Source organism: Streptomyces sp. NBC_01267 (assembly GCF_036241575.1).
In the GTDB taxonomy this organism is placed as follows: domain Bacteria; phylum Actinomycetota; class Actinomycetes; order Streptomycetales; family Streptomycetaceae; genus Streptomyces.
Window position 1 is genome coordinate 6,087,603 of sequence record NZ_CP108455.1, and the last position, 26,147, is coordinate 6,113,749.

The 26,147-nt window shown below is 68.8% G+C and carries 25 protein-coding genes and 1 pseudogene; 22 read left to right on the plus strand and 4 right to left on the minus strand.

The features are described from left to right. Positions 1–25: 25 nt before the first annotated feature. From OG709_RS27790 to OG709_RS27850, 13 genes are all read left to right on the plus strand, one after another. Complete coding sequence (locus OG709_RS27790; RefSeq protein ID WP_250304767.1) at positions 26–610, plus strand: PaaI family thioesterase; 585 nt, start codon at positions 26–28, stop codon at positions 608–610. After that, entirely contained in the window at positions 607–1,122 is a 516-nt protein-coding gene (gene dut, locus OG709_RS27795; RefSeq protein WP_250304766.1) for a dUTP diphosphatase, read from the plus strand. The genes OG709_RS27790 and dut overlap by 4 nt, the downstream gene beginning before the upstream one ends. A 1-nt stretch (position 1,123) precedes the next feature. Next, on the plus strand, positions 1,124–1,891 hold the full coding sequence (locus OG709_RS27800; RefSeq protein ID WP_250304765.1) for a DUF3710 domain-containing protein: 768 nt from the start codon (positions 1,124–1,126) through the stop codon (positions 1,889–1,891). A 183-nt stretch (positions 1,892–2,074) separates the two neighbouring features. After that, entirely contained in the window at positions 2,075–2,245 is a 171-nt protein-coding gene (locus OG709_RS27805) for a hypothetical protein (protein ID WP_250304764.1), read from the plus strand. Beyond that, positions 2,242–2,340, plus strand: coding sequence for a K(+)-transporting ATPase subunit F (gene kdpF, locus OG709_RS27810; RefSeq protein WP_250304763.1), 99 nt, complete (start codon positions 2,242–2,244; stop codon positions 2,338–2,340). The genes OG709_RS27805 and kdpF overlap by 4 nt, the downstream gene beginning before the upstream one ends. 6 nt (positions 2,341–2,346) lie before the next feature. Beyond that, positions 2,347–4,011 (plus strand): potassium-transporting ATPase subunit KdpA, encoded by a 1,665-nt coding sequence (kdpA, locus tag OG709_RS27815; RefSeq protein WP_250304762.1) that lies wholly within the window; start codon positions 2,347–2,349, stop codon positions 4,009–4,011. Continuing rightward, positions 4,008–6,101, plus strand: coding sequence for a potassium-transporting ATPase subunit KdpB (kdpB, locus tag OG709_RS27820; protein ID WP_266640392.1), 2,094 nt, complete (start codon positions 4,008–4,010; stop codon positions 6,099–6,101). The genes kdpA and kdpB overlap by 4 nt, the downstream gene beginning before the upstream one ends. A 5-nt stretch (positions 6,102–6,106) precedes the next feature. Beyond that, positions 6,107–6,772 (plus strand): potassium-transporting ATPase subunit C, encoded by a 666-nt coding sequence (locus OG709_RS27825; protein ID WP_250304760.1) that lies wholly within the window; start codon positions 6,107–6,109, stop codon positions 6,770–6,772. 190 nt (positions 6,773–6,962) lie between these two features. After that, the gene (locus OG709_RS27830; RefSeq protein WP_250304759.1) at positions 6,963–7,697 is read left to right on the plus strand and encodes an ABC transporter ATP-binding protein; all 735 of its coding nucleotides are present in this window, start codon (positions 6,963–6,965) and stop codon (positions 7,695–7,697) included. 216 nt (positions 7,698–7,913) lie between these two features. Next, on the plus strand, positions 7,914–10,463 hold the full coding sequence (locus OG709_RS27835) for a sensor histidine kinase (RefSeq protein ID WP_250304758.1): 2,550 nt from the start codon (positions 7,914–7,916) through the stop codon (positions 10,461–10,463). Further along, on the plus strand, positions 10,460–11,155 hold the full coding sequence (locus OG709_RS27840) for a response regulator (protein ID WP_250304757.1): 696 nt from the start codon (positions 10,460–10,462) through the stop codon (positions 11,153–11,155). The genes OG709_RS27835 and OG709_RS27840 overlap by 4 nt, the downstream gene beginning before the upstream one ends. A 66-nt stretch (positions 11,156–11,221) precedes the next feature. Further along, positions 11,222–11,572 carry an OB-fold nucleic acid binding domain-containing protein gene (locus OG709_RS27845; protein ID WP_250304848.1) on the plus strand — a complete coding sequence of 117 codons (351 nt, stop codon included), beginning with the start codon at positions 11,222–11,224 and terminating at the stop codon, positions 11,570–11,572. A gap of 3 nt (positions 11,573–11,575) precedes the next feature. Beyond that, a complete protein-coding gene (locus tag OG709_RS27850; RefSeq protein ID WP_250304756.1) occupies positions 11,576–12,310 on the plus strand; it encodes a DUF3159 domain-containing protein in 735 nt (244 codons plus the stop codon). 64 nt (positions 12,311–12,374) lie between these two features. Here the strand turns inward: OG709_RS27850 and OG709_RS27855 are convergent, their stop codons facing one another. Next, positions 12,375–13,052, minus strand: coding sequence for a potassium channel family protein (locus tag OG709_RS27855; RefSeq protein ID WP_250304755.1), 678 nt, complete (start codon positions 13,050–13,052; stop codon positions 12,375–12,377). Next, positions 13,052–13,726, minus strand: coding sequence for a potassium channel family protein (locus tag OG709_RS27860; RefSeq protein WP_250304754.1), 675 nt, complete (start codon positions 13,724–13,726; stop codon positions 13,052–13,054). Before OG709_RS27860 ends, OG709_RS27855 begins: the two co-directional genes overlap by 1 nt. A 218-nt stretch (positions 13,727–13,944) precedes the next feature. Between OG709_RS27860 and OG709_RS27865 the strand changes: the two genes are divergently transcribed. The 3 genes from OG709_RS27865 to OG709_RS27875 all read left to right on the plus strand — a co-directional run bounded on the left by OG709_RS27865 (position 13,945) and on the right by OG709_RS27875 (position 18,683). Continuing rightward, on the plus strand, positions 13,945–16,035 hold the full coding sequence (locus OG709_RS27865) for an APC family permease (RefSeq protein ID WP_250304753.1): 2,091 nt from the start codon (positions 13,945–13,947) through the stop codon (positions 16,033–16,035). Between the two features lie 259 nt (positions 16,036–16,294). Further along, the gene (locus OG709_RS27870) at positions 16,295–17,623 is read left to right on the plus strand and encodes a class I SAM-dependent RNA methyltransferase (RefSeq protein ID WP_329167977.1); all 1,329 of its coding nucleotides are present in this window, start codon (positions 16,295–16,297) and stop codon (positions 17,621–17,623) included. Positions 17,624–18,407: 784 nt separating this feature from the next. Beyond that, the gene (locus OG709_RS27875) at positions 18,408–18,683 is read left to right on the plus strand and encodes a hypothetical protein (RefSeq protein WP_329167979.1); all 276 of its coding nucleotides are present in this window, start codon (positions 18,408–18,410) and stop codon (positions 18,681–18,683) included. A 280-nt stretch (positions 18,684–18,963) separates the two neighbouring features. Here the strand turns inward: OG709_RS27875 and OG709_RS27880 are convergent, their stop codons facing one another. After that, the gene (locus OG709_RS27880) at positions 18,964–19,314 is read right to left on the minus strand and encodes a hypothetical protein (protein ID WP_200695346.1); all 351 of its coding nucleotides are present in this window, start codon (positions 19,312–19,314) and stop codon (positions 18,964–18,966) included. Between the two features lie 158 nt (positions 19,315–19,472). Here OG709_RS27880 and OG709_RS27885 point away from each other — a divergent pair, with 158 nt between their 5' ends. From OG709_RS27885 to OG709_RS36125, 4 genes and pseudogenes are all read left to right on the plus strand, one after another. Further along, positions 19,473–20,492, plus strand: coding sequence for a hypothetical protein (locus OG709_RS27885; RefSeq protein WP_329167985.1), 1,020 nt, complete (start codon positions 19,473–19,475; stop codon positions 20,490–20,492). A 90-nt stretch (positions 20,493–20,582) separates the two neighbouring features. Then, positions 20,583–20,756 (plus strand): annotated as a pseudogene (locus OG709_RS27890) (UDP-N-acetylmuramate--L-alanine ligase); the annotation flags it as partial. A gap of 179 nt (positions 20,757–20,935) precedes the next feature. Next, positions 20,936–21,619: a hypothetical protein gene (locus OG709_RS36120; protein ID WP_443068553.1), complete on the plus strand. Its 684-nt coding sequence runs from the start codon at positions 20,936–20,938 to the stop codon at positions 21,617–21,619. Positions 21,620–21,677: 58 nt separating this feature from the next. Further along, entirely contained in the window at positions 21,678–22,031 is a 354-nt protein-coding gene (locus tag OG709_RS36125) for a hypothetical protein (protein WP_443068554.1), read from the plus strand. A 258-nt stretch (positions 22,032–22,289) separates the two neighbouring features. Here the strand turns inward: OG709_RS36125 and OG709_RS27900 are convergent, their stop codons facing one another. Further along, positions 22,290–23,390 (minus strand): hypothetical protein, encoded by a 1,101-nt coding sequence (locus OG709_RS27900; protein ID WP_329167987.1) that lies wholly within the window; start codon positions 23,388–23,390, stop codon positions 22,290–22,292. A 258-nt stretch (positions 23,391–23,648) separates the two neighbouring features. Between OG709_RS27900 and OG709_RS27905 the strand changes: the two genes are divergently transcribed. Continuing rightward, complete coding sequence (locus tag OG709_RS27905) at positions 23,649–25,157, plus strand: competence protein CoiA family protein (protein WP_329167989.1); 1,509 nt, start codon at positions 23,649–23,651, stop codon at positions 25,155–25,157. 206 nt (positions 25,158–25,363) lie between these two features. Then, positions 25,364–26,002, plus strand: a complete 639-nt coding sequence (locus OG709_RS27910; RefSeq protein ID WP_329167990.1) for a DUF6303 family protein — start codon at positions 25,364–25,366, stop codon at positions 26,000–26,002. Positions 26,003–26,147: the final 145 nt, after the last annotated feature.

A 26,147-nucleotide genomic window follows, 5' to 3' on the forward strand; every position in this document is an offset into this window, starting at 1 on the left:
GACCGCGCGGGTAATGTCTGCGGCTGTGACACGAACATCTTCAGCGCTGACGCCCCCGGCCGATGCCATGGCGCCCGTGCGCCATCCCGATGCCCCGGCCCCCGGAGAGCTGCTCGGAGCGCACTACGCGCACTGCTTCGGCTGCGGCGAGGGACAGCCGCACGGGCTGCACCTCCAGACCAGGGCCGGCGAAGGTGTGACGATCACCGCCGAATTCACCGTGCAGTCCGCCCACCAGGGTGCGCCCGGCCTCGCCCACGGCGGCGTGCTGGCCTCGGCGCTCGACGAGACGCTCGGTTCGCTGAACTGGCTGCTGCGGGTCATCGCGGTGACCGGACGGCTGGAGACGGACTTCGTACGGCCCGTCCCGGTGGACACCGTGCTCCACCTGGAGGCCGAGGTCACCGCGGTGCACGGCCGGAAGATCTACTCCACGGCCACCGGCCGGATCGGCGGCCCCGAAGGGCCCGTCGCGGTCCGTGCCGACGCGCTTTTCGTCGAGGTCAAGGTCGACCACTTCACCGAGAACGGACGCCCGGAGGAGATCCGGGCCGCGATGGCCGACCCCGACCAGATCAAGCGCGTCCGCGCCTTCGAGGTGAACCCGTGAGCCGCGCCCCCGTGGACGTACTGATCCACCGTGTCGATCCCGAGGTGCCGATCCCGGCGTACGGGCATCCCGGCGACGCCGGCGCCGATCTGGTCACCACCGAGGCGGCCGAGCTCGCTCCCGGGGAGCGGATCGTGCTGCCCACCGGAGTGTCAGTGGCCCTGCCCGATGGGTATGCCGCCTTCGTGCACCCCCGATCCGGTCTCGCCGCCCGCTGCGGAGTCGCTCTGGTGAATGCCCCGGGGACGGTGGATGCCGGGTACCGTGGAGAGATCAAGGTGATCGTGGTCAATCTCGATCCGCGCGAGACGGTGCGGTTCGAGCGTTTCGACCGGATCGCCCAGCTGGTAGTACAGCAGGTCGAGAAGGTGCGCTTCCATGAGGTGGCGGAGCTTCCGGGCTCCGCGCGGGCCGGCGGGGGCTTCGGGTCCACCGGCGGTCACGCGTCTGTGGACGGCTCACAGGGTGGGAATCGATACGCATCGGTCGTATCCGACCGGGAAGGACAGTGACGTGTTCGGACGTCGCAAGAACAGCGGTTCCGACGAGGACGCGACGGGCGAGGCCGAGCAGGTCGTCGACGGCGCCGAGAGCAACGAGGCGACAGAGGTGAGCGAGCCGCGCAGGTCCGGCCTGCCGCCCGCCCCGCGGCCCGACGGCCCGTGGGACATCTCCGAGGTCGGCGCCCCGGGCGAGGGCCGGGTGGACCTCGGCGGTCTCTTCGTGCCCGGAGTCGAGGGCATGGAGCTGCGCGTCGAGGTCGCGGGTGACGCGATCGTCGCCGCCACGGTGGTCCTGCGCGACAGTGCCGTCCAGCTCCAGGGCTTCGCCGCGCCCAAGAAGGAAGGCATCTGGGGCGAGGTGCGCGAGGAGATCGCCTCGGGCATCACCCAGCAGGGCGGCATCATCGACGAGGTCGAGGGTCCGCTCGGCTGGGAGCTGCGGGCCCAGGTGCCCGTACAGCTCCCGGACGGTACGAACGGCGTGCAGCTGGTGCGCTTCGTCGGGGTCGACGGGCCGCGCTGGTTCCTGCGCGGTGTGATCTCCGGGCAGGGCGCGGTCCAGCCCGAGGCCGCCGGCCTCCTTGAGCAGATCTTCCGGGACACCGTCGTCGTCCGGGGTGAAGGGCCGATGGCCCCCCGCGACCCGATCGTCCTCAAGCTGCCCGACGACGCGCAGATGATGCCCGACGGCGTCCAGCAGGAGGAGCAGGAGGGCTCGCGCTTCTCCGGCGGCATGGGACAGCTTCAGCGCGGTCCCGAGATCACCGAGGTGCGCTGACCGGCCGTCCGCCAGGACATCGGCCAGGGCATCAGGCAGGACATCGGCCAGGTCGGCGCGCGTCCATCGGCCCGATCCGGCAGAGCCGGTGGCCCGCACCCCCACGGGGGTGCGGGCCACCGGCTTTTCTGCTGGTCACGGCCTTGCGCGTAGGGATCGCATCAAGGGCGGGCCGCTCGCCGTATGGGTGCCGTCAACGGAAGGCTCTGTGGCCGTTCGAGAGGGTTTGCTCAGGGAGTCCGAATTTTCGAACTCTTTCAGGAGCTCACGATGGCCGATGTGGCCTTCGTCGTCACCATGATCGCGGTCTTCGCACTGGTGGCGCTCATTGCCAAGGGGGTGGCGAAGCTGTGAGCGGTTCTTCCGTGGAGGCCGTCGTCGGCCTCGTGGTGGCTGTCGCCCTGCTGGGCTACCTCGTCCTCGCCCTTGTTCACCCGGAGAGGTTCTGAGCCCTGATGAGCCCCGTCCTCGCCGGTGTGCTCCAGATGCTCGCGCTGATCGTGGCGCTGGGTCTGGCCTACCGACCGCTCGGCGACTTCATGGCCCGTGTCTACTCCTCCGACAAGCATCTGCGGGTCGAGAAGTGGATCTACAAGGCCATCGGCGCCAACCCCGCATCCGAGATGCGCTGGCCGTCCTATCTCCGGGGCGTCCTCGCCTTCTCGCTGGTGAGCATCCTCTTCCTGTACCTGCTCCAGCGGGTGCAGGGCAGCCTGCCCGGTTCACTCGGCTTCGCGTCGATCGACCCGGACCAGGCGTTCAACACCGCCGCCTCGTTCGTCGCCAACACCAACTGGCAGTCGTACTCGGGTGAGCAGGCCATGGGCCACGTCGTGCAGACCGGCGGCCTGGCGGTGCAGAACTTCGTCTCGGCAGCCGTCGGCATGGCCGTCGCGGTCGCCCTCGTACGCGGCTTCGCCCGCTCCCGCACCGGTGAACTCGGCAACTTCTGGGCCGACCTGGTGCGCGGTACCGTCCGCATCCTGATCCCCATCGCCGTCGTCGGCGCGCTGATCCTGGTGGCCTGCGGTGCCATCCAGAACTTCGCCGGGATCCACGAGGTCGGCCAGTTCGGCGGTGGTTCGCAGCAGTGGAACGGCGGCGCCGTCGCCTCCCAGGAGGCCATCAAGGAGCTGGGCACCAACGGCGGCGGCTACTTCAACGCCAACTCCGCCCACCCCTTCGAGAACCCGAACGGCACCTCCAACCTCCTGGAGATCTTCCTGATCCTGGTCATCCCCTTCGCGATGACCCGGACCTTCGGCCGGATGGTGGGCTCCCTCAAGCAGGGATACGCGATCCTCGCCGCGATGGTGACGATCTGGATCGGCTTCACCGCGCTGATGATGTGGACCGAGTTCCACCACGGCGGCCCGGCCTTCGACCTCGCGGGCGGCGCGATGGAGGGCAAGGAGACGCGCTTCGGGATCGGCGGCTCGTCGATCTTCTCGGTGGCGACCACGCTCACCTCGACCGGCGCGGTCAACTCCTTCCACTCCTCCTTCACCGGCTTCGGCGGCGGCATCACCATGCTCGGCATGCAGCTCGGCGAGATCGCCCCCGGCGGTGTCGGCTCCGGCCTCTACGGGATGCTGATCATGGCGGTCATCGCGGTGTTCATCGCGGGACTGATGGTGGGCCGTACGCCCGAGTACCTGGGCAAGAAGATCGGCGTCCGCGAGATCAAGTTCGCGGCCTGCTACATCCTGATCACCCCGGCGCTGGTGCTCTGCTTCACCGCTGCGGCGCTGGCACTCCCGACACCGGGCCACTCGATGACCAACTCCGGTGCACACGGCTTCTCGGAGATCCTCTACGCCTACACCTCGGGCGCCAACAACAACGGCTCGGCCTTCGCCGGGCTCGGCGCGGACACCCAGTGGTTCAACACCACCATCGGACTGGCGATGCTGCTCGGCCGTTTCGTCCCCATGGTGTTCGTGCTGGCGCTGGCCGGTTCGCTCGCAGAACAACGGCCGGTGCCCGCGACCGCCGGCACGCTCCGTACCGACAAGCCGCTCTTCACCGGGCTCCTCGTCGGCACGATCATGATCGTCGCCGGACTGACCTATTTCCCGGCGCTCGCGCTGGGTCCGCTCGCTGAAGGGCTGGCGTCATGAGTACCCTCACCCCGGCCCGTGCGCCCCACCCGGACGCACCCGACCAGAAGCCCGAAGGGCGCGTCGGCGGTGGGCTGTTCGACCCCAAGCAGCTGATCAAGTCCTTCCCCGACGCGGTACGCAAGCTCGACCCGCGGCTCATGGTCAAGTCGCCCGTGATGTTCGTGGTCGAGGTCGGTTCCGTGGTGACCACGGTGTTCGCCCTGAAGGATCCGGGCGACTGGTTCGGCTGGGCCATCACCGGCTGGCTCTGGCTGACGACGATCTTCGCCAACCTGGCCGAGGCGGTCGCCGAGGGCCGGGGCAAGGCCCAGGCCGACACGCTCCGCAAGGCCAAGAGCGACACCGTCGCACGGCGGCTCGACGGCTCGGTGGAGGAGCAGGTGCCCGGCACCGGCCTGCGCATCGGTGACCTGGTGGTCTGCGAGGCCGGCGACATCATCCCCGGCGACGGCGACGTCGTCGAAGGGGTCGCGTCGGTCGACGAGTCCGCGATCACCGGTGAATCGGCCCCCGTCATCCGGGAGTCGGGCGGTGACCGCTCGGCCGTCACCGGCGGTACGAAGGTGCTCTCCGACCGGATCGTCGTCAAGATCATGACGAAGCCGGGCGAGACCTTCATCGACCGGATGATCAAGCTGGTGGAGGGTGCGGCCCGGCAGAAGACGCCGAACGAGATCGCGCTGAACATCCTGCTCGCCTCGCTCACCATCGTCTTCCTGCTGGCGGTCGTCACCCTCCAGCCGTTCGCCACGTACGCGGGCGCCAAGCAGTCCATGATCGTGCTGACCGCCCTGCTGGTCTGCCTGATCCCGACGACCATCGGAGCCCTGCTCTCCGCGATCGGCATCGCGGGCATGGACCGCCTGGTGCAGCGCAATGTCCTCGCCATGTCGGGGCGCGCGGTCGAGGCCGCGGGCGATGTGTCGACACTGCTGCTCGACAAGACCGGCACCATCACGCTGGGCAACCGGCAGGCCGCCGCGTTCGTGCCGGTCAGGGGAGTCACCGAGGCGGTGCTCGCCGACGCGGCGCAGCTCTCCTCGCTGGCCGACGAGACCCCCGAGGGACGCTCGGTCGTCGTACTCGCCAAGGAGAAGTACGGGCTCCGCGAGCGGAGCCGGGGCGAGCTGACCGGGGCCGACTGGGTCACCTTCACCGCCCAGACCCGGATGTCGGGGGTGGACACCGGCGGGCGCCGGATCCGCAAGGGCGCGAGCGGCTCGGTGGTGGCCTGGGTCGAGGAGTGCGGCGGTCAGGTGTCCGAGGACGCCCGGACGCTCACCGACGCGATCTCGCAGGCCGGTGGCACCCCGCTGCTCGTCGCCGTCGAGGACGGTGAGGGCGCCCGGGTGCTGGGCGTCATCCACCTCAAGGACGTCGTCAAGGAGGGCATGCGCGAGCGGTTCGACGAACTGCGCCGGATGGGCATCAGGACCGTCATGATCACCGGCGACAACCCGCTGACCGCCAAGGCCATCGCCGAGGAGGCAGGTGTCGACGACTTCCTCGCCGAGGCCACCCCCGAGGACAAGATGGCGCTCATCAAGCGCGAGCAGGCCGGCGGCAAGCTCGTGGCGATGACCGGCGACGGTACGAACGACGCCCCCGCGCTGGCCCAGGCGGACGTCGGGGTGGCCATGAACACCGGGACCTCGGCCGCCAAGGAGGCCGGGAACATGGTGGACCTGGACTCCAACCCGACCAAGCTGATCGAGATCGTCGAGATCGGCAAGCAACTGCTGATCACGCGGGGCGCGTTGACGACGTTCTCGATCGCCAACGACGTCGCGAAGTACTTCGCGATCATCCCGGCGATGTTCGCGGTGGCGTACCCGAGCCTGGACAAGCTCAACGTCATGCACCTCGCGTCGCCGGAGTCCGCGATCCTGTCGGCGGTCGTCTTCAACGCGCTGGTCATCGTCGCGCTGGTGCCGCTCGCCCTGAAGGGCGTGCAGTACAAGCCGACGGGAGCGGACCGGATGCTCCGTCGCAACCTCGGGATCTACGGACTCGGCGGCCTGGTCGCGCCGTTCGTCGGCATCAAGATCATCGACCTGCTCCTCTCCCTCATTCCTGGCATCGGGTGACCATCATGAACAACTCCGTGAGCGGAACGGGACGGCTGCTCTGGGCCGCCCTGCGTGCCCTTCTGGTCCTGACCGTGGTGTGCGGGGTGATCTACCCGCTCGCCGTCACCGGCGTCGCCCAGGCCCTGTTCCACGACAAGGCCAACGGCTCGGAGATCAAGTCCGGGGGCAAGGTCGTCGGTTCCTCCCTCATCGGGCAGAGCTACACCCTGCCGCTGAAGAAGGGGCAGGAGACCCCGGCGCCCGACCTCAAGTGGTTCCAGCCCCGGCCGTCCAACGGGCTCGGCACCAACAGCATCAACACCCAGTACAAGTTGCTGGTGTCCGGCGCGACCAACCTGTCCGGCGACAACGCCGGGCTGATCAAGTCGGTCAAGGAGGCCAAGGCCGCCGTCATCGAGGACAACGCGGCGGCCGGCTACACGGTGAAGCCCTCCGAGGTGCCTGCCGACGCCGTCACCTCGTCGGCCTCCGGGCTCGACCCGGACATCTCCCCGGCGTACGCCGAGATCCAGGTGCACCGGGTAGCGGAGCGCAACCACCTCACCGTGGCCCAGGTGGACAGGCTGGTCGCCGACCACACCACCGGCCGGGGGCTGGGATTCATCGGCGAGCCCCGGGTGAACGTCCTCGAACTCAACGTGGCACTGAAGCAGCTGGTCAAGGGCTGATCCCCGGCCGACTGCCCAGCGGCCCGCGGTGGTTCTGGTGTGTCCAGAGCGCCGCGGGCCGCTTCCGCGCGCCCGCGTACCGGGTCCGCCGCACCGCTGTCAGCGGACGCACCGGCGCCCCGCCATTGCCCGACGGCGCGTCCGGTGACCATACTGACGCCGATCGACCGGACCGTACGGGGGAGCGAGCATGACCGAGGGCACCAGCGGACAGGCCGGCACGGCCGTGGCGGACGACCGGCCCGACGAGCCGATGGTGCGGGTGGAGAACCTGCACCGTTCGTACGGCACGGGCGCCGCCGCCGTGCACGCGCTGCGCGGGGTCTCCTTCGACGTGCCGCGCGGTGAACTCGTCGCCCTCAAGGGCCGCTCGGGCTCCGGCAAGACCACCCTGCTCAATCTGGTCGGCGGTCTGGACACCCCCGGCGAGGGGCGGATCACCGTGGACGGCACGGAGCTGGTCGGGCTCGGTGAGAACGGGCTGCTCGATCTGCGCCGTGACCGCATCGGCTTCATCTTCCAGTCGTTCGGACTGATCCCGATCCTCTCGGCCGCCGAGAACGTCGGCGTACCGATGCGGCTGCGCAAGGCCGACCCGCGCGAGCGGGAGGAGCGCGTCGCTCTGCTGCTGGGCCTCGTCGGCCTCGCCGACCACATGGCGCAGCGCCCCGGCGAGATGTCCGGCGGGCAGCAGCAGCGGGTGGCCATCGCCCGTGCGCTCGCCAACCGGCCCGCGCTGCTCATCGCGGACGAGCCGACCGGCCAGCTGGACGCGGAGACCGGGCTCGCGGTGATGGAGCTGCTGCGCGCGGTCGTACGGAGCGAGGGGGTGACGGCGCTGGTGGCCACGCACGACGCCCAGCTGCTCGACCTCGCGGACCGGGTGCTGGAACTCAGCGACGGGCAGATCATCGACCACGGCTGAGCCCTGCTGACCGTCCTGCCGCGGGAGCGCTGCCGACGGCCCAGAGCCGTCCGGTCGCGGCTGACCAGCGTGGATCCGGGCCAGGCGGGCGCCGGCCGGGCCCATCAGGATCGTGTCAAGACCCCCCTCGGGACGGCCCCCCGTCCGTTATGCCGGAATCCCTGGCCGTATGGTCGACGGAGAGTACTCACCTGTTCTCTGAAAGACAATGGGGCCATGGCACGAGGCAAGCTTCGAATATTCCTCGGCGCGGCACCGGGCGTCGGCAAGACGTACACGATGCTCGCCGAGGCCCACCGCAGGGTGGAGCGGGGGACGGACTGCGTCGTGGCCTTCGTCGAGCACCACGACAGGCCGCGGACCGAGGTGATGATGCACGGCCTGGAGCAGATCCGGCGCCGTGAGATCACCTACCGGGGCAGCGTCTTCACCGAGATGGACGTGGACGCGGTCCTGGAGCGGGCGCCCGCCGTCGCGCTGGTCGACGAACTCGCCCACACCAATGTCCCCGGCTCGCGCAACACCAAGCGCTGGCAGGACGTCGAGGAACTCCTCCAGGCCGGTATCGACGTCGTCTCCGCCGTCAACATTCAGCACCTGGAGTCGCTCGGTGACGTCGTCGAGTCGATAACGGGTGTCGCCCAGCGGGAGACCGTCCCCGACGAGGTGGTCCGCCGTGCCGACCAGCTCGAACTCGTCGACATGTCGCCCCAGTCGCTGCGCCGCCGGATGGCGCACGGCAACATCTACAAACCGGACAAGGTCGACGCGGCCCTGTCCAACTACTTCCGCCCGGGAAACCTCACCGCGCTGCGCGAGCTCGCCCTGCTGTGGGTCGCCGACCGGGTCGACGAATACCTCCAGCAGTACCGCGGCGAGCACAACATCCGCTCCACCTGGCAGGCCCGCGAACGCATCGTCGTGGGGCTGACGGGCGGCCCCGAGGGCCGCACGCTCATCCGCCGGGCCGCCCGGATGGCCGCCAAGGGCTCCGGCAGCGAGATCCTCGCCGTCTACATCGCCCGCAGCGACGGGCTGACCTCGGCGTCACCGAAGGAGCTCGCGGTCCAGCGGACCCTGGTCGAGGACCTGGGCGGCACCTTCCACCACGTCATAGGGGAGGACATCCCCTCCGCGCTGCTCGAATTCGCCCGGGGTGTGAACGCCACCCAGATCGTGCTCGGCTCCAGCCGCCGCAAGACCTGGCAGTACATCTTCGGCCCGGGTGTCGGACAGACCGTGGCCCGCGATTCCGGGCCCGACCTGGACGTCCACATCGTCACCCACGAGGAGGTCGCCAAGGGGCGCGGTCTGCCGGTCGCCCGCGGCGCCCGGCTGGGGAAGGTGCGGATCATCTGGGGCTGGCTGGCCGGCGTGGTCGGCCCGGCGATCCTCACCGTGCTGCTGACCAACATCGACGCCGACCTCGGCCTCGCCAACGACATGCTGCTCTTCCTGTCGCTGACCGTGGCGGCGGCCCTGCTGGGCGGTCTGCTGCCCGCGCTCGCCTCCGCGGCCTTCGGCTCGCTGCTGCTGAACTACTTCTTCGCCCCGCCGCTGCACCTGCTGACCATCTCGAACTCGAAGAACATCGTCGCCATCGTGATCTTCGTTTCGGTGGCCGTGGCGGTGGCCTCCGTGGTGGACCAGGCGGCCCGCCGTACCCACCAGGCGGCCAGGCTGCGGGCCGAGTCGGAGATCCTTTCCTTCCTGGCGGGCAGCGTGCTGCGCGGGGAGACCACCCTGGACGCGCTTCTCGAAAGAGTGAGGGAGACCTTCGCCATGGACTCCGTGGCACTCCTCGAACGCAAGAGCGATGTCGACCCGTGGGTCTGTGCGGGCAGCGTCGGACCCCGTACGCTCGCCCGCCCCGAGGAGGCGGACGTGGACATGCCGATCGGCGACCACATGGCGATGGCGCTCTCCGGACGGGTCCTGCCCGCGGAGGACCGCAGGGTGCTCGGCGCCTTCGCCGCCCAGGCCGCCGTCGTACTGGACCGCCAGCGGCTCGTCGGCGAGGCCGAGGAGGCCCGCAGGCTGGCCGAGGGCAACCGCATCCGTACGGCTCTGCTCGCCGCCGTCAGCCACGATCTGCGCACCCCGCTCGCCGCCATCAAGGCGGCCGTCAGCTCCCTGCGCTCCGACGACGTCTCCTGGTCCGACGAGGACGAGGCGGAACTGCTCGCAGGCATCGAGGACGGCGCCGACCGGCTCGACCACCTCGTCGGGAACCTCCTGGACGTCTCCCGGCTGCAGACCGGCACCGTCACCCCGCTGATCCGCGAGATCGACCTCGACGAAGTGGTCCCGATGGCCCTCGGCGGGGTCCCCGAGGGCAGCGCCGAACTCGACATCCCCGAGACGCTGCCCATGGTGGCCGTCGACCCCGGCCTGCTGGAGCGGGCCGTCGCCAACATCGTCGAGAACGCGGTCAAGTACAACCCGGGCGACGTGCCCGTCACCGTGGCGGCCAGTGCCCTGGGCGACCGGGTGGAGCTCCGCGTCGCCGACCGGGGACCCGGAGTCCCCGACGAGGCCAAGGAACGCATCTTCGAGCCCTTCCAGCGCCTCGGCGACGCCCCGCGCGGCGTAGGGGTCGGCCTCGGCCTCGCCGTGGCCCGCGGCTTCGTCGAGGCCATGGGCGGCACGCTGGGCGCCGAGGACACCCCCGGCGGTGGCATGACCATGGTCCTCACACTCGCGGCGGCCGGAGGACGGGCCGCCGCATGCCCCACACCGTCAGCAGAAAGGCAGATCTCGCTATGACGCGGGTGCTCGTGGTCGAGGACGATCCGCAGATCGTGCGCGCCCTTGTGATCAACCTGAAGGCACGCAAGTACGAGGTGGACGCGGCCCCCGACGGGGCCACCGCCCTCCAGCTCGCCGCCGCCCGCCACCCCGACGTGGTCCTGCTGGACCTCGGGCTGCCCGACATGGACGGCGTGGAGGTCATCAAGGGCCTGCGCGGCTGGACCCGGGTGCCGATCCTGGTGCTCTCCGCCCGGCACACCTCGGACGAGAAGGTCGAGGCCCTGGACGCGGGCGCCGACGACTACGTCACCAAGCCCTTCGGCATGGACGAACTGCTGGCCCGGCTGCGCGCGGCGGTCCGCAGGGCCGAACCCCTCGGATCCGAATCCGGCGGCGGCGAGGACGTCTCGCTCGTGGAGACCGAGGACTTCACGGTCGACCTGGCGGCCAAGAAGGTCCAGCGCGCGGGCCGTGACGTACGGCTCACCCCCACCGAGTGGCACCTCCTGGAGGTGCTCGTACGGAACACCGGTCGGCTCGTCAGCCAGAAGCAGCTGCTCCAGGAGGTCTGGGGCCCCTCCTACGGCACGGAGACCAACTACCTGCGGGTCTACATGGCCCAACTGCGCCGCAAGCTGGAGGCGGACCCCTCGCACCCCCGGCACTTCGTCACCGAGCCGGGCATGGGCTACCGGTTCGAGCATTGATCCCACGGCCCGGCTCCCCGGTACCCTTCGGGTATGAGTGTTAAGCCGACCGGCCGCTTCCGCCGGATGATCGACCGGCTGTCGACCTCCCTGGAGGACCTGCACTCCGCGGAGCTGCAGGAGGACGCACAGGCCGCCGGGTGCACCCGTATCTCCGAGTGCACCGACCGCCAGATCGTCAAGGTGACTGGTACCTTGCGCACGGTCACCCTGCGTCCCCGGGCCGGTGTGCCCGCCCTGGAGGCCGAGCTGTTCGACGGCACGGCCCCGCTGGACGTGGTGTGGCTGGGACGGCGCTCGATCGTGGGCATAGAACCGGGACGCAGGCTGATCGCCTCCGGCCGGATCTCGATGAGCCACGGCCGGCGGGTGCTGTTCAACCCCAAATACGAACTGCGACCGCTCGGACAGGAGTAGCCGGTGACGTCTCTCGACAAGCCGACCGCAACCGACCAGGACACCGATGCGAGAGCTGTCACCGAGGCAGCTCTCTTCGAGGCCTTCGGCGGGGTGCGGGGCATGGTGGAGACCGTGCTCCCCGGCCTGCTGTTCGTGACGATCTTCACGGTCAACAAGGACCTGAAGTCCTCCGCGATCGCCGCCGTCGCGGTCTCCCTGGTGCTCGTCGCCGTACGGCTGGTCCGCAAGGACACCGTCAAGCACGCCTTCAGCGGCGTCTTCGGCGTGGCCTTCGGTGTCGTCTTCGCGATGATGACCGGCAACGCCAAGGACTTCTATCTGCCGGGGATGATCTACACGCTGGGGCTGGCCCTCGCGTACATCGTCACCGCCGCGGTGGGCTTCCCGCTGATCGGGGTGATCCTCGGCCCGGTGTTCAAGGAGAACCTCTCCTGGCGCACCCGCAACCCCGGCCGCAAGACGGCGTACGCCAAGTCCAGCTGGGCCTGGGGCCTGATCCTGCTGGCCAAGTGCGCGATCCTCTTCCCGATGTACTGGTGGGCCGACACCACGAAGTTCGGCTGGGTGCTGATCGCGCTGAAGATCCCGCCGTTCCTGCTCGCCGTCTATCTGACCTGGGTCTTCCTGGCGAAGGCGCCGCCGCCGATCGACGTGTTCGCGGAGATGGAGGCGGAGGAGCAGGCCGAGAAGGCCCGCAAGGCCGCCGCAGCCGAGGCACAGCGCGGCGAGGCATAACAACCGCGCGGACACACACCGAAGGGCGGGGCCGGTTGCGGCCCCGCCCTTCGGGCGTACGTCCCTAACCGGCGGCGCCCTCGCTCCGTACCGACAGCAGGTCCTCCAGCTGCTCCTCGCGCGCCTGCGCGGCGACGAACAGCAGCTCGTCGCCCGGCTCCAGCGTCTCCTCCGGGCTCGGCGTCAGGACGCGCGTGCCGCGGATGATCGTGACCAGCGAGGTGTCCTCCGGCCACGCCACATCACCGACCTGGGTGCCGGCCAGCGCCGACTCGGGCGGCAGCGTCAGCTCGACGAGGTTGGCGTCACCGTGGCTGAAGCGCAGCAGCCGTACCAGATCGCCGACGCTCACCGCCTCCTCGACCAGCGCCGACATCAGGCGCGGGGTGGACACCGCGACGTCGACGCCCCAGGACTCGTTGAACAGCCACTCGTTCTTGGGGTTGTTCACCCGGGCCACCACCCGAGGCACCCCGTACTCCGTCTTCGCCAGCAACGAGACGACCAGGTTGACCTTGTCGTCACCGGTCGCCGCGATCACCACGTTGCACCGCTGCAGCGCCGCCTCGTCCAGCGAGGTGATCTCGCAGGCGTCGGCCAGCAGCCATTCGGCCAGCGGCACCCGCTCCACCGAGATGGCGGTGGGCGCCTTGTCGACCAGCAGGACCTCGTGCCCGTTCTCCAGCAGCTCGCCCGCGATGGAACGTCCCACCGCACCGGCCCCGGCAATAGCCACGCGCATCAGTGACCGCCTTCCTCTGGACCCTGGGCGAAGGCCGCCTCGACCCGCTGGATGTCGCCGTCGTCCGTGTGCATCATCACGTGCACCAGATCGCCCTCCTGGAGCACCGTCTGCGAGGTGGGCAGCATGGCTTCACCCAGACGCGTGAGAAACGCGACACGGACGCCCGTCTCCTCCTGGAGCTGGCTGATCTTGCGGCCGATCCAGGCGGCGGACGTGTGCACCTCGGCGAGCTGCACACCACCGCTCGGGTCGCGCCACAGGGGTTCGGCGCCGGACGGCAGCAGCCGCCGCAGCATCTGGTCGGCGGTCCAGCGGACCGTGGCGACGGTCGGAATCCCCAGGCGCTGGTAGACCTCGGCACGACGGGGGTCGTAGATCCTGGCGGCGACGTTCTCGATCCCGAACATCTCACGGGCGACCCGCGCGGCGATGATGTTGGAGTTGTCCCCGCTGCTCACCGCGGCGAACGCACCGGCCTCTTCGATCCCGGCCTCGCGGAGGGTGTCCTGGTCGAACCCGACTCCGGTGACCCGGCGCCCGCCGAACCCGGCACCCAGGCGGCGGAAGGCCGTGGGGTCCTGGTCGACGACTGCGACCGTGTGCCCCTGCTGTTCCAGGGTCTGCGCGAGAGCGGCTCCCACTCGCCCGCAGCCCATGATGACGATGTGCACGACCGTCCTTCCACACGTCCGTAAATTTTCGGTCATAACTGTTCGGCGCTGTTCCACCGGAAAACGTCCGGCAGAGGAATAAAGAGTCTCAGACGTGCGGCCAAGCTACACACGCACGGTAGGGGTACGGACCCCTCCGCGAGGGGAGCGGGAGATTCCGTGCTGATCGGGGGGTGGGGGGTGCGCGGGCTCCATATCGAACGCTTACGATCCTCACCGTGTCCAAACTGACCGACGTGCCCAAACGCATCCTGATCGGCCGGGCGCTGCGCAGCGACAAGCTGGGGGAGACGCTCCTCCCCAAGCGCATCGCGCTTCCCGTCTTCGCCTCCGACCCCCTGTCCTCGGTGGCGTACGCCCCGGGAGAAGTGCTGCTCGTCCTCTCCGTCGCGGGTGTGTCGGCCTACCACTTCAGCCCGTGGATCGCCGTCGCGGTCGTGGTGCTGATGTTCACCGTGGTGGCGTCGTACCGGCAGAACGTGCACGCCTACCCGAGCGGCGGTGGTGACTACGAGGTCGCCACCACCAACCTCGGGCCGAAGGCCGGGCTGACGGTCGCCAGCGCCCTGCTGGTCGACTACGTCCTCACCGTCGCCGTGTCGATCTCCTCCGGCGTCGAGAACCTCGGCTCGGCCGTCCCGTTCGTCGTCGAACACAAGGTGCTCTGCGCCGTCGGCACCATCGTGCTGCTGACGCTGATGAACCTGCGGGGGGTGAAGGAGTCCGGGAAGCTCTTCGCCATCCCGACGTACGTCTTCGTCGCCGGTGTCTTCATCATGATCGGCTGGGGCGCGTTCCGCGGGCTCGTACTCGGCGACACCATGAAGGCGCCGACCGCGGACTTCACCATCCACGCGGAACGGAGCGGACTGGGCGGCTTCGCCATGGTCTTCCTGCTGCTGCGGGCCTTCTCGTCCGGCTGTGCGGCGCTCACCGGTGTCGAGGCGATCAGCAACGGCGTCCCGGCCTTCCGCAAGCCCAAGAGCAAGAACGCGGCGTCCACGCTGGCCCTGATGGGCATCCTGGCCGTCACGATGTTCTGCGGGATCATCGGGCTCGCCATGGCCACCAACGTGCGGATGGCGTCCAACCCCGCCACCGACCTGCTCGACCACGGTGTCGCCGTCGGTTCCGGCTACAACCAGGACCCGGTGATCTCCCAGGTGGCCGCCGCCGTGTTCGGCAACGGCACCTTCCTCTTCATCGTGCTCTCCGCGGCCACCGCGCTGGTCCTCTTCCTGGCCGCCAACACCGCGTACAACGGCTTCCCGCTGCTCGGCTCGATCCTCGCCCAGGACCGCTACCTGCCCCGTCAGCTGCACACCCGGGGCGACCGGCTCGCCTTCTCCAACGGCATCGTGCTGCTGGCCGGGGCCGCCGTACTGCTCGTGGTGATCTACGGAGCCGACTCGACACGGCTGATCCAGCTGTACATCGTCGGCGTGTTCGTCTCCTTCACCCTCAGCCAGACCGGCATGGTCCGGCACTGGAACCGCCACCTGGCGACCGAGAAGGACGCGGAGAAGCGCCGCCGCATGATCCGCTCGCGCGCGATCAACACCTTCGGTGCCTTCTTCACCGGACTGGTGCTGGTCGTCGTCCTGGCGACCAAGTTCACCCACGGCGCCTGGGTCGCCCTGCTCGGCATGGTGATCTTCTTCGGGACGATGACCGCGATCCGGAAGCACTACGACCGGGTCTCCGAGGAGATCGCGGCGCCGGACGAACCGTCCGACGACAGCCTGCGCCCCTCCCGCGTCCACTCGATCGTCCTGGTCTCCAAGGTCCACAAGCCGACGCTGCGCGCCCTCGGGTACGCCAAGCTGATGCGCTCCGACCAGCTGGAGGCGCTCTCCATCGGTGTCGACCCGGCGGAGACGAAGGCGCTGAAGGAGGAGTGGGAGCGGCGGGGCATCAACGTGCCGCTGAAGATCCTGGACTCGCCGTACCGCGAGATCACCCGGCCGATCGTCGAATACGTGCGGGGGCTGCGGCGCGAGAGCCCGCGGGACGTCGTGTCCGTGTACATCCCCGAGTACGTGGTGGGGCACTGGTACGAGCACGTCCTGCACAACCAGAGCGCCCTGCGCCTCAAGGGCAGGCTGCTCTTCACCCCCGGCGTGATGGTCACCTCGGTGCCGTACCAGCTGGAGTCCTCCGAAGTCGCGAAGAAGCGCGCGAGGAAGCGGGCCGAATGGAACGCGCCGGGCGCGGTCCGCCGCGGTCCGGTGGCCCGGCCCAGGGAACCCATGGGCCCCGGCAGCGGCAAGGGGTCGGGCGCGGCCAAGACCCCGAAGAGCAAGAGCTGAGCGGTACGCCGGGACCCGTGCCGGCCCCGGCGTACAGCGACCGGGACCGGTACAGCGACCGGGACGGCTACAGGCACCGGTGCTCGGACGGGTACGGGCACCGGCACCGGCACCGGCGCTGGGACGGGTACGGGCACCCGCGCTGAGAGCAGACGCACAGCCGCATCCGGTCCGACTGGTGAGCAGCCGGAGAACACCCACGTAGACTGGTGGGTCGTTGTCCGGCTGTTCCCTTTTGATCTTCTGGAGTCCCCCCGCCATGCAGACAGAACCCACGTCATCGCTGGTCGGGGAGGAGTACGAGGTCGAGGTCGGCCCCGTCGCGCACGGCGGCCACTGCATCGCCCGCAACGCCGAGGGCCGTGTCCTCTTCGTACGTCACACCCTGCCCGGCGAGAAGGTCGTCGCCCGGGTGACCGAGGGCGAGGAGAGCTCGCGCTTCCTGCGTGCCGACGCCGTCCGGATCATCGAGGCGTCCAAGGACCGCGTCGAGGCCCCCTGCCCCTACGCGGGCCCCGGGAAGTGCGGCGGCTGCGACTGGCAGCACGCCAAGCCGGGCGCGCAGCGCAGGCTCAAGGGCGAGGTCATCGCCGAGCAGCTCCAGCGTCTCGCCGGACTCACCCCCGAGGAAGCGGGCTGGGACGGCACCGTGATGCCCGCGGCCGGTGACAAACTGCCGCCGGGCGAGGTGCCCGCATGGCGCACCCGCGTCCAGTACACCGTGGACGAAGCGGGCCGCGCGGGCCTGCGCAAGCACCGTTCGCACGAGGTCGAGGCCATCGACCGCTGCCTCATCGCGGCGCCGGGCGTCACCGAACTGGGCATCGAGAAGCGGGAATGGCCGCAGCTGGCATCGGTCGAGGCCATCGCCGCCACCGGCTCCGGCGACCGCCAGGTCGTACTCACCCCGAAGCCCGGCGGCCGACTGCCCCTGGTCGAACTCGACAAGGCGGTCTCGGTCCTGCGGGTCGAGGAGCACGACGGGGGAGTGCACCGCGTCCACGGCCGCCCCTTCGTCCGCGAACGGGCCGACGAGCGCACGTACCGCGTCGGCATGGGCGGCTTCTGGCAGGTCCACCCGCAGGCCGCCGACACCCTGCTGAAGGCCGTGATGCAGGGACTCATGCCCCGCAAGGGCGACTCGGCCATCGACCTGTACTGCGGCGTGGGCCTCTTCGCCGGAGCCATCGCCGAACGCGTCGGCGAACAGGGCGCGGTACTCGGCATCGAGTCCTCCAAGCGCGCCTGCGAGGACGCCCGCCACAACCTCAAGGACCTGCCGCGGGTCCGCATCGAACACGGCAAGGTCGAGGCGGCCCTCCCGCGCACCGGCATCACGGAGACCGACCTGATCGTCCTGGACCCGCCGCGCGCGGGAGCGGGCAAGCAGACGGTCAAGCACCTCGCGGGCCTCGGCGCGCGTCGCATCGCGTACGTCGCATGCGACCCGGCGGCGCTGGCGCGGGACCTGGCTTACTTCCGGGAGGGCGGGTACAAGGTGCGGGTGCTGCGGGCGTTCGATCTGTTTCCGATGACCCACCATGTCGAGTGCGTCGCGATCCTTGAGCCCGCCGCAAAGGGTGTCTGACCTGCGGTTTCACCGAGTGTGCGTTATGTGCGCTGTGGGCGTTACGGGCGATATCTTGACGCATGAGCGACGCACGTGACGCACGTTTGACGCACGGTTGACGCACGTCCTGATGGGGTGTCAGGAGATCGTGGACGTCCCTGATGGAACGTCAGGTACGGGTTAGTGGGAGCTCGGTCTTTGCCGTGTCTTTCGCGGCGGATTCGGTACAGCGGGTTGGCCTCGGGTGAGAGGGCTACGGTGGAGTCGGTCGCCACCGGCCGACGTCAGCGCGTCGTGTCGTGGTCGAATTCCGGTTCAGTTTGTGAACTCCACCACGTGCCTGACATGGTGGAGTTCAGTTCGAAAGTACAAGTGCCTGATGGGGCCGGGACGAGTTCGTCCCGGCCCCATCAGGTGTCCCCGCGGTCCTTGACGAGGGCCTCGAATGCGAGGGTGAAGATTTCCCTTCCCCTTGCCTCAGCCGTCCCATTCTTTCAACGGCCTTGTACTGGTGGGCTCTCGTATTCAACTGTCGCGAGTTCGCCGGGTACTCCAACCGGCTCGTGACCATGCGTGATCGCGAACGGCGTCCGGTTTCAGGGCCGGTCGGTCTCCTTCACCGACACTGCCAGGACCGTCGAGCAACGGACAGGGTGCCCGCAGCGCCTCACCCTACGGCCGCACCATCGGCGGCGGAGGCTCCCGCACCCGGTGACGTACGTCCGTGAACGCCCCACCCACGACGTGTCGCCCTGCGATCATTGATCCATCTTTGAGTGAGCGACACGAATTGAGGAGCACCATGGCGTGGGCCTACGCGGAACTGGCCAAGGAAGCAGCTAAGCGCGGCGGTCCCACCGCGCTGCGCGCCTTCTACACCGGGCGGGGCATCATCATCGGCGGCGCCATCACCAGCGCCTCCATCGCGGGGACCGTCGCCTACGACAAGTGGAGCAAACGCCGCACCGCTGCTGCTGCCGAAACGACGTCCGACGCTACAACGGAAACTCCGGCCGCTGGCGACACCCGGAGCGGGCAACCTGCCGATAGCTCCCGTACGGACCGACTCCTGCAGTGAGCGAACACCCAGCGGCGGCATCGGAACGGAAACCGGCGCTAACGCCGAATTCGCAGCCCGCGCGGTCGTCGCGTGCTGGGACCTGATCACCCAGGAGCGGGTGGGCAAGGCGGTGGTCGACGTCGCCGAGGAGAAGCGACAAGCCGGTCATGGTCCGTGCCGACCGGCGGCGTGGCATCACCGACGACGGCACGGTGCAGCTGGTGACCATCCGCGGTCGGCAGGCGTCCGTGCCGCGTTCCCGCGACCTGACCGCGAGGGACCTGGTCCGGCCACGGGTCTACGGCCCGTGGCCGGCAGGACTGCCGTCGGCCACGAGCGCCGCCGAACGGCTGTCACGGGACACCGGACGGGCGTCTGTCTCCGGGTACCCGAACCCCCTGAACCCGCCGCCGAGGTAGCCGCCGATCACGATGACCGACGCCGCAGCGCCGATGGCGTACGCGAGCCGTTCGCCCTTGGACGCCTGGACGGGGGACCCCGGAGCCGGGGCCGTCCACCGGTAGACGAGCCAGGCGAGCACCAACGCGACGGCGACGACGAATGCGGTGAACAGGTCGAACGTCACAGCGGGCATGGGCGCCGTGTCCTGGGAGGCGGCCGCCGAGGTGACGCCGTCGATGCCGAACATGAGGGACCTCCGGTGAGTTGGGATCGTGACGATGGAGGGAGCGGGGGTTAGCCCCGCAAGTCCTCGTCCTCGTGGAGAGCCCATCGGACCGCAAGCGCCGGATGGCGGGCAGGCGGAAAAGTGGACCCCCGCCCCGTGAGGACGCCTAGCCTCGGGGCGTGAGCCGTGACAACAAACCACCCCTCGCGTTCCGGCCCGTACGGCAAGCCCTGGACGCTGCTGGCTACGGTCCGGACGTCTACAAGGACAAGACGTTTCTTCGGGACTACGACGTCGGCTTCATTCCGAAGCTGACCGCGGACGCCACGCCTGAAGAGATCGATAACGCAGTGCTGGCCGCCGAACTCTGCGCTGGGGCCCGTACTGCCGGCCAGCTGTGCCCGGGGGTGAAAGGGAGGCTGCTGGCGATGAACCCGGATCCCGGCGCCACCCGCAACCTCCGCACCGTACTGCGGAAGGGAGTCGAGAACCTCCTGAAGCGACCTGAGACCGGACCACCGACTCCTAGAATCAACGTCTACTCCCAGAGGGCCATCGAGGCGCTGCTTCCGCTTTCACCCGAGCCGGTGCTGGGGATGTTCGCCCACCTCGCCCAGATTCGCGGGCTCAGCCAGGACCAGATCGTCGCCTTTCTGAAGGATGTGCAGGAAGCCACCGGGGGGAAGCGCGCCTGGAGAACCGGTCTGCGCGAGGCGTTCGAGGTCATGTGTGCCGAGATGGGACAGCCCCTCAGCCCGCTGAGCCAGAAGGCCCTGGAAGAGGCATTCCTCTCCGCCAACCCGCGGGCGAGACGCCTGCGCGAGCTGATGGAGGAGCAGGGTTACAAGCCGGGACCCACGCGCGGCGACGGCATGGTCAGCCTGATCGACATGGTCAGCACGGCCAACCTCACCGACACGGACCGCGCGTTGCGGCTGCTCGATGAAAGCAGCGACGTTGTCTTACGGGGCGGCGTGTTGCGGGTAGGGCAGGCACGACGCACGGGGCACTTCCCGCATGAGGACCACCACATGCAACGGTGTCGGGTGGCGGCCGACTGGGACGCGCTCATCACGTGCCAGATCCTCGACCCGCGCACCTCGGCGTGGTGGAAAGCCGCCTACGGGGACTTCCGCCCCCTTTTCGGCATCGCTACGGAGGTCATGGCCGAAGTGGCCCGTGGCGCGCGGGAGGAGTGAGAGGCGGGCGGCCAGTCCGGCCCGCGGTCCGACGAGGCGGCCTCGGTGCGTGACGCGGTGCGCGATCTGCTCGGCGAGGTGTCCGCGCCCTCCGTCCCGGGCGCCCACTACGCGCACAACGCGGTCGCCGCGCTCGCCGCCGGGGTCGCCCTCGGCATCCCGGCGCACAACCTGGCCTCCGCGCTCGGCTCGTACACCGGGGTCAAGCGCCGCCTCCAGCTCAGGGGTGAGGCGGCGGGCGTGCAGGTCATCGACTCGTACGCCGGCCTACTGGTAGGGGCTCGTATTCAACTGTCGCCAGTCCTCGTGGGACCCAGTCTGCTGGTGACTTTGCGTGTTCTCCGGTGGCTCTCGGTCAGCGGCCGATCCGGGTCGAGCGCATCGGGTTCATGTCCCGCTCCGGCAAGCTGCACAAGATCAGCTGGACGGAGCCCATGAGGTCCATGGCTGAGCTGTGGAACTTCGAGTCCCTGATCGACCGCAGCAACTACAACCTCAACGACCACGGCCGCCCCGGCCAGCGGGACATCTCCGAGTCCCAAATCAAGAAGATCACCGACGGCATCCGCACCTCCGAGCGCCCGTACATCGGGACGCTAGTGGTCGGCATGGAGTACGACATCGAGTTCGTGAAGATCGAGAAGGGCGTCGAGGTGATGCCCGGCGTTTTCCTGGTCAAAATCATGATCTACGAGGGTGCCCCGATCATCTGGTCCGTGGACGGCCAATACCGCGTGATGGCCGTCACGCGGTGCTGGAGCTCGGTCAAGGACGCCGTGGAGAACGACGCGCTGTCGGCCCGCCGCGTCATCGAGGAGTCCGCGGTAGAGCTGACGCTACTCCTGGAGGGCGACCACGACATCCTGGCCGACTTGTTCCATCACGATGGCGTCCACCAAGCCGATCTCTCCCTCGCTGATCGCCGTGATGGACAAGAGCTCCACGCCGAACCGCCTCGGCCAACACGTCATCCGCCGGGCCACGCTGTTCGAGGGCCGGGCCACCTACCTTGCCAGCGCCGCACACAAGGAGCTGGCCAAAGAGACCGGCGATGCCTTCGAGGCCCTCTACCCGGCTGCGGCGGCCCGTTCGGCTGCCTCGGCCGTCGCGGGCGTCGGCGTCCGTGACCGCTCCTCCGAGATTCGCGACACGCACCTGGACGCGATCGTTCAGGCCCGGACCGCTGTGGGGTCCTCGGGTGACGAGGCGCTGGCCTTGATCGGCGACGAGGTCGTGGAGATCCTGGACCTCGCGCACGAGCGGATGCCCGGCTGGCGCGAGATCGCTGAGGGGACGATCAGCGTCACCGAGTTCCGTCAGCAGTATCTCCACTCGGCGGCGGCCGGTCTGCACGTCATCGCCAACTGCATCGCAGCGGCGCGGATCGCCAAGGTGCCCGTGCCCGAGGTCTTGGACGCTCTGGTCGAGATCCCGTGGCGGCGTGACGCCTTCCAGACGGTCGCCTGGGCAAGGGTGTATCGGTCACCTACACGGTCCTCGTCGAGGGACAACCGAAGCTGTCCTTCCGCCACAACCTGATCGACGTCGAGGTCAAGGAGGACTCCTACCTGCGCGAAATCAACCGGGCCATCGAGAGGGGCGAGAATCTGGACTGCTCGTGAACACTCGGGTCAGCCCGGGGGCCCGTAGCTTCGGAAGTACCGGGCCGAGTCCTACTTGCCAACTTGCCTGACACAGGATCACCTTGGCTGACCGGTGTGAAGTGCTTCGAGCCAAGATAACCGCCGGGGCATGCCCTTGGGTGCGGATCAGGTGGTGTGGGTTGACGGCCTGCGGTCACGGGGCAGTGACGGGAGCCGTGGGCTGCGGGACTGTGCGGAGGCTGTCCAACACATTCTGGAGCAGTGCGTTGATGTATGTGCGCGGCGGCAGGTCGTCCATGCTGAGGCGGGAGGGTCTGGTGCTCATCGGGCGGTGCAGGGCGTCATCGGCGCTGTTGCGGAAATCGGTGAGCTTCCTGATGTACGCCTTGTCAGTCTTACCGAACGCCACGTTGGCTACCACCTGCTCGAACGTGCGCAGCCCGAAGGCGGGCGGAACATGGTCAAGGATGGCGCGCAACAGCATCTGGCAGGCGTAGGGATGCCGATCGGCGTGGTTGGTGTTGAGCTCGCCCACCAGGGCGAGCAGCTTGTCGAGCTGCAAAACGGTGTTCTTGGCCTTCAGATCGGCGATCAGAGCTTCGTCCACATAGGGGCCCGGGCCCGGTACGGCGTTCGACACCGGGACCGGCACGATGGTGGCAGCGCCCGGGATCTCGTTCGCCTGAGCGGCGACCAGACGGGCTGTTGTCTGGACGTAGTCGTGAAGGGTCTTGGCGTTCTTGTACCGGCGGATTTCCCGGCGCAGCTCACGCCACCAGGTGCCTGCCGCTGCCGTGCCGCCGCTGGAGCCGCCCCATGTCGCCGGTTCCAGCGCCAGGACGCCCGGAAGCCTGGCCGCGAAGCTCTCAGGGAGCCCCGGGAGCTCCTGTTTGATGTCGTCGATGGTGAACCGCGGCCTGGCAGCTTCCTGCGTCGAAATGTGCGCGCTGCGATGCATACCGATCAGCACGTGGAGGACTCGCAGGAAGGGCTCGCTCATGTACGGCTGGAGTTCGGGGAGGTGCAGGCAGGCCGCGATCGTGAGTGAGGGGCGGTCGTCGTCGGCGAGGTAAGGGCTGCTTTGCGAGGTGAGGCCGTAGGAGATGCCGATGTTGCCCTGGGAGCCGACGCGGGGCAGGGAGCGGATCAGCTTCTCCGCCTCCAGGTCGTAATTGTCCAAGGTGGCGACGGTGAAGGACCAGACGGGCCACACACCCTCCATGAGGTACTGCTGCGCCATGGTGTTCAGGAGCACCGTCTGCTCCTGGGACAGCTTGGCAGTCAGGTCGTTCAAGGGGTCCGTCCCTTCTCGTGGCGCAGGTCGCGCCTATGCATCAAGGCAACACGGAGACAGGGCGCGTTGTACAGCGCCTTCGGACGACGAGCGGGCTTGCCCTGGGTGGAGATGATCGACCTGTCGCCGTCGCGGCTGCTTGGAGGAGCCTTGACTGTCAGAGGCGGGCACTAGCCTCGAGGAATGGGTCGGGCACCGGTGCCAGGAGCTCGACCTGTATGCGGAGTTGGATTCCTTTTCTGGTGAGCTGGAGGTCGCATGGCCCGCGACAAGCGACGGGTGCAGACGGCGGTGATCGGCGGCCCCGACTCGGAGTTGCCGGTGGTTCTGCCGCTGGACGCCGTTGAACTCGATGCGTTCCGTCGTCGGCACCCTGAGGACACCTATTGGTGCGGGGTGTGGCTGGGCGGGTGCGGCCAGCGGCTCACTGCCCGCCGGTGTAGCGAATGCGTCTGCCACTTCGCGCACCTGTCCCACGCCGACAACTGCCGACGATCAGCGCTCGGAGTGTCCAGCGCTGACCATCTCTACATCAAGCAGGACCTGCTGCGCTGGCTGGCTGACCAGAACAACGATGCCACCGCCGAGATTGAGGCGGCCGCGGACGGGAATATGGCCGGAGCGGTGCGCTTCACTCCCCAGCAAGGTGCGGGACTACGCGTGCTCCTCGCCGCGGACAGTGCCCAGATCGCCGACCGCAGCCCCTCCCACATCCTGCTCGCCGAGGACCTGGCCGCCATCGTGGAGGCCGTGCTGGCCCGACACGGATACGTCAACCTTGTCCGGTGCGTTCCTGACGGCACCCGCCGGCGTACCCAGATCGGCACGAAGACGCGCAGCGGCCAGACCTGGCATGAGCTGAACGAATGCGCCCTGACTCCCGACGGCACGTCGACCCCGTCCGTGGAAGCGGTACGCCGCCAGCGCACCACTTCCCATCTTCTTGGCCGGCGCACCCCTGCCACACCCCCGCCGACCACCCCCGCAGTGGTCGGCGGGGCGGTCAACGACCCCCAGGGCTACGACCGCACGGAAGTCATCCAAGCCCTGGAAGATGCCCTCGCCGACGGGCGTAACGTGACAAAGCTCCGCTTGTGTCTCGAACGCGCGGAGACGGCCACTCGCTCGGGCGCGAACTTGCGGGAGAACGGGCTCATCCGGGCCGCAGGTGACGCACTGCTGCGCATGGAGCGCGGCGTCGGCGTTCGTCCCAGCCCCGTCTCCCAGCGGTCGGCCACCAAGACGCGGGCGGCCCGTTCCTCATCCCCCGGCCGGGCCCTCCCCCCGGGGCGCTTCACCTCGCCCATGCCACGGCGTGTGGAGCCCACCGCTGCGGACCAGGAGGCGAGAAGGGCCGCAGCAGACAGGGCGGCGAAGGAGACCACCGCACGGGCCACGATCCTGGAACAGGAGCGGGCGGCGAAGATCAGGGACGGCGTTGCCGCCGTACGCGGGGCTCTGCGGAAGAAAGCTCGCGAAGGAACCACGAGCTCGTGGGCGAAGCTGCGCGACCAGATCGGGCCCGTTCCCCTCGCCAGTCTGAAAGCCGAGGACCAGGCCAACGTCCTGTACGAGGTCGACCGGAACACTCCGTCAAACGAGCCCCTGCTGTCGACTCTGCTCGCCCTCGGAGATCCTGCCCTCATACCAGCATTCCGGCGCGCGGCTTCTCGCTTCGGGATTGATCTGCCCGAGGATCCGCACGATCTCCGCGACGTTCTCGAAGCCGATGCGCAGGCTCTGTATGAGCTCTGGCGCCATCGGTAGGAGCCTGGGCCAGCTATTTGCTGCCCAGGTAGTACCAGGGAGGGCGGATAGCTCTGTTGGCTCGACGCCTGCGTGGGGAGAACGGGCCGAATCCCGCCTGGGCATTGTCAATCCGGGCTTGGACGCTGCTATGCGCAGATACATTGCCCAGTCAAGAAGATACGGATGACGGGGCTGTTGAGGCCCGGAAGGACGATGGTCTAGGTATGAGCGACGTGACTAAAGCCAGTTTGCGGCAAATGCCGGGTGGAGCATGGCAGTTGTGGGTGCCAAAGGGTTCGGCAGGCGCGTTGATTAAGGAACTCGAAGCCACAGCTCCCGGCGTGCTGCCATCCTCTGCTGATCGCACAGCTGTTCTTGCTTCACTCGGTTACCGTCCAGCTGACTCCGCATCTTCCGCCTCGGGCTGGGCGTGGCAGGAGATCGAAACTCGCGGTGGCGTCCTGCAGCTCGTTGGCCAAGCTGCTGTGGTTGCGCTGGAAGGAGCAGAGACTCCAAAGAGTCCGTCTCGGCTTGCCGTGGCACACCGGAAGGAGCCGCTGACGTCGGAAGAGCTGGACGACCTGCTCGGCCCGGTGGCGGCCGGATGGCCGGCACTGGGGCTGACAGTGTGGCGCGGCGGCATCCTCCGGTACATGGCCGATCAACAGGTGAAGGTATTCCATGGCCGTGAACTGATCGGCTTCACCGAGCAGTCCCCTACCGTTCCTGATCAGCGTATTTACAATGCCGTGGTACATATCGACCACGAGGGCCTGCCGTATGGCGGCAGCTTTCCACCTGGCGTCATTCCCGTTGACCCCGTGAGGGCTCAAGCCGAGAAGAAAGCTCGCCTCAACTCCTGATTTTCTGCGAGTGACCGAACGGCACCACACGGCCGGTCACTGGTCAAGGCGCTCCCTCGCCCCCTGGTGTGCTCGGGAGCCGTGACTGAACGCTTCGCTTGGCCAGTTGGGTGCCAGCTGACCAGGCCCATGGTCACAGCCGCTG

Excerpts from the sequence above, each read along its gene's own strand:
- OG709_RS27910 (WP_329167990.1), top strand. The coding sequence starts at position 25,364 with ATGAGCGACGTGACTAAAGCCAGTTTGCGGCAAATGCCGGGTGGAGCA.
- OG709_RS27870 (WP_329167977.1), top strand. The coding sequence starts at position 16,295 with ATGCAGACAGAACCCACGTCATCGCTGGTCGGGGAGGAGTACGAGGTC.
- OG709_RS27830 (WP_250304759.1), top strand. The coding sequence starts at position 6,963 with ATGACCGAGGGCACCAGCGGACAGGCCGGCACGGCCGTGGCGGACGAC.
- kdpB (WP_266640392.1), top strand. The coding sequence starts at position 4,008 with ATGAGTACCCTCACCCCGGCCCGTGCGCCCCACCCGGACGCACCCGAC.
- OG709_RS27905 (WP_329167989.1), top strand. The coding sequence starts at position 23,649 with ATGGCCCGCGACAAGCGACGGGTGCAGACGGCGGTGATCGGCGGCCCC.
- OG709_RS36120 (WP_443068553.1), top strand. The coding sequence starts at position 20,936 with ATGGCTGAGCTGTGGAACTTCGAGTCCCTGATCGACCGCAGCAACTAC.
- OG709_RS27855 (WP_250304755.1), bottom strand. The coding sequence starts at position 13,052 with ATGCGCGTGGCTATTGCCGGGGCCGGTGCGGTGGGACGTTCCATCGCG.
- OG709_RS27805 (WP_250304764.1), top strand. The coding sequence starts at position 2,075 with ATGGGTGCCGTCAACGGAAGGCTCTGTGGCCGTTCGAGAGGGTTTGCT.
- kdpA (WP_250304762.1), top strand. The coding sequence starts at position 2,347 with ATGAGCCCCGTCCTCGCCGGTGTGCTCCAGATGCTCGCGCTGATCGTG.
- OG709_RS27840 (WP_250304757.1), top strand. The coding sequence starts at position 10,460 with ATGACGCGGGTGCTCGTGGTCGAGGACGATCCGCAGATCGTGCGCGCC.
- OG709_RS27880 (WP_200695346.1), bottom strand. The coding sequence starts at position 19,314 with ATGTTCGGCATCGACGGCGTCACCTCGGCGGCCGCCTCCCAGGACACG.
- OG709_RS27825 (WP_250304760.1), top strand. The coding sequence starts at position 6,107 with ATGAACAACTCCGTGAGCGGAACGGGACGGCTGCTCTGGGCCGCCCTG.
- OG709_RS27845 (WP_250304848.1), top strand. The coding sequence starts at position 11,222 with ATGATCGACCGGCTGTCGACCTCCCTGGAGGACCTGCACTCCGCGGAG.
- OG709_RS27835 (WP_250304758.1), top strand. The coding sequence starts at position 7,914 with ATGGCACGAGGCAAGCTTCGAATATTCCTCGGCGCGGCACCGGGCGTC.
- OG709_RS27875 (WP_329167979.1), top strand. The coding sequence starts at position 18,408 with ATGGCGTGGGCCTACGCGGAACTGGCCAAGGAAGCAGCTAAGCGCGGC.